The 6,790-nt window shown below is 69.0% G+C and carries 3 protein-coding genes; 1 reads left to right on the forward strand and 2 read right to left on the reverse strand.

Features of this window, described 5'->3' with window-relative positions:
• Positions 1-14: 14 nt before the first annotated feature.
• On the reverse strand, positions 15-1,220 hold the full coding sequence (locus ACSNOK_RS29030) for a geranylgeranyl reductase family protein (protein ID WP_436783766.1): 1,206 nt from the start codon (positions 1,218-1,220) through the stop codon (positions 15-17).
• Between the two features lie 310 nt (positions 1,221-1,530).
• On the opposite strand from ACSNOK_RS29030, the gene ACSNOK_RS29035 reads away from it, so the two are divergent.
• A complete protein-coding gene (locus ACSNOK_RS29035) occupies positions 1,531-2,916 on the forward strand; it encodes a dipeptidase (RefSeq protein WP_436783764.1) in 1,386 nt (461 codons plus the stop codon).
• Between the two features lie 658 nt (positions 2,917-3,574).
• Here ACSNOK_RS29035 and ACSNOK_RS29040 read toward each other — a convergent pair.
• Positions 3,575-6,790, reverse strand: a 3,216-nt coding sequence (locus tag ACSNOK_RS29040; protein ID WP_436783765.1) for an RHS repeat-associated core domain-containing protein, incomplete at its 5' end; no start/stop codon positions are given.

A 6,790-nucleotide genomic window follows, 5' to 3' on the forward strand; every position in this document is an offset into this window, starting at 1 on the left:
CCCGCCCCCCAGCCTCAGGACCGAGCGGCCGGGATCCGGTCCGCAGCCGAGACCACGCGCCGTGCCACCGGATGCGTCCGGACGATCTCGCCGAGCGTGGTCGCCCCCTGGACGACCCGGGCGAACGCCCGCCAGGCGGGTCCGAAGCCGGTGACCGCCGCGTGGAAGACGCCCGGCTTACGGGAGTACAGAGCGAGGATGCGGCGCCCCACGCCCATCTCGACGCCCAGCCCGGCCTTGACGGCGAAGGCGTAATTGAGCGCCTGGCGACGGGCGTCGACCGCGTCCTGCGCCTCTGCCACGCGCACGGCCCACTCCCCCGCCAGCCGGCCGGAGCGCAGCGCGAAGGAGATGCCTTCCCGCGTCCAGGGCTCCAGCAGCCCGGCGGCGTCGCCGCAGACGATGACGCGGCCGCGGGACAGCGGGGAGTCGTCGGACCGGCAGCGGGTGAGATGGCCTGAGGAGATGCTCGGCTCGAAGCCGGACAGCCCGAGCCGGGCGATGAAGTCCTCCAGGTACCGCTTGGTGGCGGCGCCCTCGCCGCGCGTGCAGATCACGCCGACGGTGAGGGTGTCGCCCTTGGGGAAGACCCAGCCGTAACTGCCGGGCATCGGCCCCCAGTCGATCTGCACGCGGCCCGCCCAGTCCTCGGCCACCGACGCCGGCACCGGGATCTCGGCTTCCAGGCCGAGGTCGACCTGGTCGAGCTTCACTCCGACGTGCGCTCCTATGCGGCCGGCGCTGCCGTCCGCGCCGACGACCGCGCGGGCCAGGATCGTCGAGCCGTCACCGAGGACGACGGCGACGGTACGCCGGTCGGGGACGGCCGGACCGTGCTGCTCGACGCGGGCGACGGTCACGCCGGTGCGCACCTCGGCGCCCGCCTCCTTCGCGGCCTCGACCAGGCCGGCGTCGAACTCCGCCCGGTTGACGAGCCCGAAGAGCATCTTCTTCGAGCGGCGGGTGCGCGTCAGCTTGCCGTTGAGGGAGAAGGTGACGGCGTGGACGCGGTCGCGGAACGGCAGTTCGAAGCCGGGCGGCAGCGCGTCGCGGGACGGGCCGATGATGCCGCCGCCGCAGGTCTTGTAGCGGGGCAGTTCGGCCTTCTCCAGGAGCAGGACGCGGCGCCCCGCGCCGGCCGCCGCGTGCGCCGCCGAGGCCCCGGCGGGCCCGGCACCCACCACGACGACGTCCCACACCGGCCCGCCGTCCGCCGGCACGTCGTCGTGGCCCGTCTCCCGGGCTGTGTTGTCGCTGGTCACCTGTGCTTCCGCTCCCGCTCGTCCGCCGCCGCCGGCCGTGCCGGCCGTTCCGCCCGCATCCTACGGCCCGACCGCGGGGCCGCCCGCCCGGGGAAGGGCGACGGCCCGGCCGGGAAAAGCGATGGCCCCGGCCCGGAAAGGCGACGGCCCACCCGAGGCGCCCGGGACGTCATGAAAGGATCGAAGGCGTCATCACCCCTATCCGCCCCTACCCATCCCTATCCGTCTCGTCCGTACACCACAACGTGGTGCCCCCGAGGAGCGTTCCATGGACACCGCCCCGTCCCCCCGGCCCGACTCGGCCGCGCTCGCCGCGACCGTCGCCTCCCTCCAGCCCCGTGCCCGCACCGAACTGGCCGAACTCGTCGCGTTCCGGTCGGTGGCGGACGAGGCGCAGTTCCCGAAGAGCGAGTGCGAGGCGGCGGCGAACTGGGTGGCCGACGCACTGCGCGCCGAGGGCTTCGAGGACGTGGCGCTGCTGGACACCCCGGACGGCACCCAGTCCGTCTACGGCTACCTGCCGGGCCCGGAGGGCGCCCCCACCGTCCTCCTCTACGCGCACTACGACGTGCAGCCGCCGCTCGACGAGGACGCGTGGCTCTCCCCGCCGTTCGAACTGACCGAGCGCGACGGCCGCTGGTACGGGCGCGGCGCGGCCGACTGCAAGGGCGGCTTCATCATGCACCTGTCGGCGCTGCGCGCCCTCAAGGCGCACGGCGGTGTCCCGGTGGGCATCAAGATGATCGTCGAGGGCTCGGAGGAGCAGGGCACCGGCGGCCTCCAGCAGTACGCCGAGGCGCACCCGGAGCTGCTCGCCGCCGACACCATCGTCATCGGCGACGCCGGCAACTTCCGCCCCGGCGTGCCCACCGTGACCGCCAGCCTGCGCGGCATGATGCTGATGCGGGTGGAGGTACGGACGCTCGCCGGCAACCTGCACTCCGGCATGTTCGGCGGCGCGGCCCCCGACGCGCTCGCGGCCCTGATCCGCACCCTCGACTCGCTCCGCGCGCCCGACGGCACGACCGTCATCGACGGCCTGGAGCCGGACGGCACCTGGGAGGGCCTGCACTACCCGGAGGAGAACTTCCGCGCCGACGCCAAGGTCCTGGACGGCGTCGACCTGATCGGCTCGGGCACGGTCGGCGACCGCCTGTGGGCCCGCCCCGCCGTCACCGTCCTCGGCATCGACTGCCCGCCCGTCGTCGGCGCCACCCCGTCCGTCCACGCCCACGCCGCGGCCCTGATCAGCCTCCGCGTCCCCCCGGGCGTCAACGCCGCCGACACGGCCAAGCTCCTCCGCGCCCACCTGGAGTCCCACGTCCCGTGGAACGCCCAGGTGACGACCGAACTGATCGGCCAGGGCGAGGCCTTCAGCGCCGACACGACCAGCCCGGCGTATGTGTCGATGGCCGAGGCGATGCGCGTCGCCTACCCCGGCCAGGAAATGCAGACCGCCGGCATGGGCGGCTCCATCCCCCTCTGCAACACCCTCGCCGCCCTCTACCCCGACACGGAGATCCTCCTGATCGGCCTCAGCGAACCGGAGGCCCAAATCCACGCGGCCAACGAGAGCGTCTCCCCGGAAGAACTGGAACGCATGTCCCTGACGGAGGCCCTATTCCTCCTCAACTATGCGGAGTCGAAGCGGTAGCCGCACCGCGCTACCCACCCCAGGGAAGGTTCTCATCCCCGGGGTGGGTTTCCAGCCAATCGTCAAGGGCCCCGCAATCCTGCGACCAACCGGCACGGCACCCCCCCGACCCCTGCTCTAGCCATCGAGCAGTTCTTCCAACCACTTTCACTGATCCCTGGCCATGCCGTGTGGTGCCGAGGTGGCAAATGCTGACGCATTCATCGCACCTTTCTGACCGCCTAACGCTTGTTGCGCATCATAATCCGCTGACTTTCTCATGTACCGCAGCAGCGGCCGTGCAGCGGGGATCGCCACCCAGGCTACTCAGTGCCGCGCAGCGGTCCAAACTTGGAAGGGCTCCGATGATTTCCCGAGTCCTCGTGCCACTGCACCTGCGCCGCATGTACGTAACCGTCCCCTCGATTCAGGTAGAACAGGCGCCCACGTGTGAATTTCCTTGCCACTGGACCGAGAGTTTCGATGCGCTCCTCTTCGCTAGCTTGTTGAATACTAAGGAACTCATACGTTGGCTCCAGATGCATCAAATCCACAGCAGGAAAGGCGACGTCGATTCGAGTGGCATAGTTCTGCGGGTGAAAACTCCGCAAAAGCAGTACGGAATGGCTAACAGAGTACTGCCACACCTGAAACTGCCGATCCCACGAGATAATTTCTTTCACTTCAGCTCCCCAGTAGGCCAACTTTTCGGCTCGTCAATATAAACACGCCGACCTTTTTCATAAAAGAAGATGCTCGCCCACTCGCGCTCACCCCACTGCACCGCTTTACCTACATGATACATTTCACGCTCGGTCGCCCACCAGTTGGTCCCCTTTCCGTTTAAGTAAGCTTTCACAAATCGCTCGGCTGGCGTCGCACCATCGAACCCATCCAAGGATATATGTAGGCGCACATTTCCGTTATGGGCCGCTGCTCGCACTTCAGCCTCCCACGTAAAGTGATCATCCAGGAAATGTGTGAAATTGTTACGCTCCGCAAATTCACGAAGCCCCTCCTTCCTGATGCCCAAGGCAATTTCATTAGGGCAAGGGGCGAGCCCATAGGGATCTGTCCAAATATGCGGATTACAGACATAGCCGATATGGTTCGGCGCAGGAGCGAGCCCCAGCGGGTCGGGGGCGGTATAGCGAGCCGTCTCCGGATCATAATGACGATGATAATTATAATGGAGGCCCGATTCCAGGTCATAGTACTGCCCCGGAAAACGCAACGGAGTGAAGGCTGTTGAATTCCTCGCCCACGCCGTCGTCCCCCACAAGGTGGTCCGAGACCGCCAAGCCGTTGTCCCTGTCTCGTCGATGAGCTCGGTGGGTGTGCCGATCAGGTCGGTGATGATGGCGAAGAAGCGCTGGTCGATTTCGTGTTGTGGGGCGTTGGCCGCCGTGATGCGTTCGGTTTGGGCGAGGGGGTGGAGGCCGTCGTGGTCCCAGGTGAGGGTGACGGGGTTCGGCAGGGTGTCGGATGTGGTGGTTTGTTCGGCCAGGGTGGGGCCGTCCCAGGTGAAGTCGACTTGTTCCGCGATGTCGCCGGTGTGCGTGAGGCGTTGTTTGGTGGTGCGGCGGCCGAAGGGGTCGTAGAGGTAGCGCCATGTCGTCCCGTCGGGTGTGACGACTTCGGTCAGGCGGTCTTCCGCGTCCCAGGAGTAGCGCCAGGTGTCCGGTTTGCGGGACAGGCGGGTCTTCTGGCGTAGGACGACGCGGCCCTGGGCGTCGTGTTCGTAGCGGATTCGGCCGGCTCGGGTAATGCGGGTGCCGGTGTAGGCGCGCGGACCCTGCGCTTCCGCGCCCGGGTGGTCCGTCGGCCAAGCCGCGTCTGTCTGGTTGCCCGCGGCGTCGTACGCGTAGCGCTCCGTCCAGCCCTGGGCGTGGACGGCGGTGACGCGGCCCGCCGTGTCCAGGTCGAAGGTGCGTGTTCCTGTGGCGGCGTCGGTGATGCCGGTGAGGCAGCCGTCGGGGCGGTAGGTGAAGGTGCGGTGCTGGAGTGGGTCGGGGGCGGTGGACGACGACAGCGTCTGGGTGGTGAGGCGGCCTGCCACGTCCCAGTCGTGTGTGAGGGTGAGGCCCTGGCCGAAGTGGCGAGCGATCTCGCGGCCCGCCGCGTCGTGCTCCATCTCGAAGGGGTGGCCGGAGGCGGTCAGTCCGGTGCGCCGGCCCGCCGCGTCGTACGTCCATGTGGTGACCGCGCCCGCCGGGGTCACCCGACGGGTGCGCCGGCCGAGCTTGTCATAGGTGTAGGCGAGGGTGCGGCCGTTGACCGTCTGCGACTTGACCCGCCCGAGGCGGTCGCGGGAGTAGACAAGGGTCGCCTCCGAGCTGGCTGCTTCCAGGAGGCGGCCGGCGGGGTCGTGGGTGTAGGTGGTGGTCTTGCCTGCGGCGTCCTTTCTGATGATTCGGCCCAGCGGGTCGTAGTGGTAGCCGATCGTCTCTCCGAGGCCGTTCGTGCGCTGTGTCAGTCTTCCGGCCGCGTCGTGGGTGTAGGTCAGGGTGCGGCCGTCGAAGTCCGTCTCGGATGACAGGCGTCCGGCCGGGTCGTAGGTGTAGGACCAGGTCAGGCCTTGCGGGTTGGTGACGGTGCGGAGTCTGAGTTCGGTGTCGTGGGTGAAGGTGTGGCGGACGCCGTCCGGTGTGGTGCGGGCGGTGAGGAGGTCGAAGTGGGTGTATTCGTTGCGGGTGACGCCTCCCAGGGCGTCGGTGTGAGTGACGCAGTTGCCCTCGCCGTCGTACGTCCAGCTCTCCTGCGCGCCGTCCGGTCCCGTGCGGCGGGCGAGCAGGCCCTCCGTCGTCCAGGCGAGACGGGTGATGGCTCCCAGCGGGTCGGTGATGGTGACGGTGCGGCCGAAGGTGTCCCGTTCGTAGCGGCTCGTCCCCCCGACGGGGTCTGTCACCTCCGCCACGAGGCCCGCCGGGTCGCAGCGCAGGTGGGCGGTGTTTCCGAGGGCGTCGGTGACCGATGAGAGGTGGCCCGCGTCGTCGTAGGTGTAGGACGTCGTGGCGCCGGCGGGGTCGGTCACCGATGTGCGGTTGCCCGCCGTGTCGTACGTCTGCCGCCACCTCGCGCCGTCCGGTTCGGTGATCGTCTCGGGAAGGCCCAGGGCGTTGTACTGCGCCGTGCTCTGGCTGCCGTCCGGCCGGATGACCGACAGCAGGTTGTCCTCCTCGTCGTACGTGAACGTCGTCGTGTGACCGAGCGGGTCGGTGCGCGAGAGGAGGCGGTCGCGGCCGTCCCAGGTGAGGAGCGTCGTGGCGCCCGTGGGGTCCGTTTCGGCGACGAGTTGCGCTCGCGCGTCGAAGACGTGACGGCTGGTGTGGCCCAGGGCGCTGGTGAGGGTGGTGACGCGCAGGCCCGTCTCCGGATCCGGCTCGCCGTACTCCAGCGTGCACCGCAGATGGCCGGCTTCGCCGGTTTCGTACACGCACCGGTTGCGGTCGTCGTATTCGTACCGGTAGGAGCGGCCGTTGCGGTCCGTCCACGACGTGGGCCGGCGGCGGTCGTCGTAGGTGAAGCGCAGCGGCAGGCCGGAGGAGTTGACGACCTCCGTCAGGTTGCCGGCCTCGTAGACGTAGCGCATCAGCTCCACGTCGCCCAAGTGCAAGGCGGTGACCCGGCCGCCGTCGGTCGTGATGCGGATGCGGTAACCGGCGTGGTGGGTGATGGCGGTGGGGACGCCATCACCCGAGTAGTCGAAGGTGATCCAGTGCCCGTTGCGGTCCGTGATCTGATCCAGCAGAGCGATCTCGTGCCGGTCGCCGCACGGAATGGGCGCGGCGAAGTGCCAGGTCCGGTTCCAGCGCCGGTCCGAGATGGTGTAGCCGCCCTCCTCGGTCGGCTCCAGCGGCCAACGGGGGCCGTGGGAGGGGAGGGTGGGGACGCC

The sequence above is a fragment of the Streptomyces sp. URMC 126 genome (assembly GCF_051386555.1).
Classification (GTDB): Bacteria; Actinomycetota; Actinomycetes; order Streptomycetales; family Streptomycetaceae; genus Streptomyces.

Bases quoted from the DNA above. Each gene is read 5' to 3' on its own strand.
- ACSNOK_RS29035 (WP_436783764.1), top strand. From the start codon at position 1,531: ATGGACACCGCCCCGTCCCCCCGGCCCGACTCGGCCGCGCTCGCCGCG.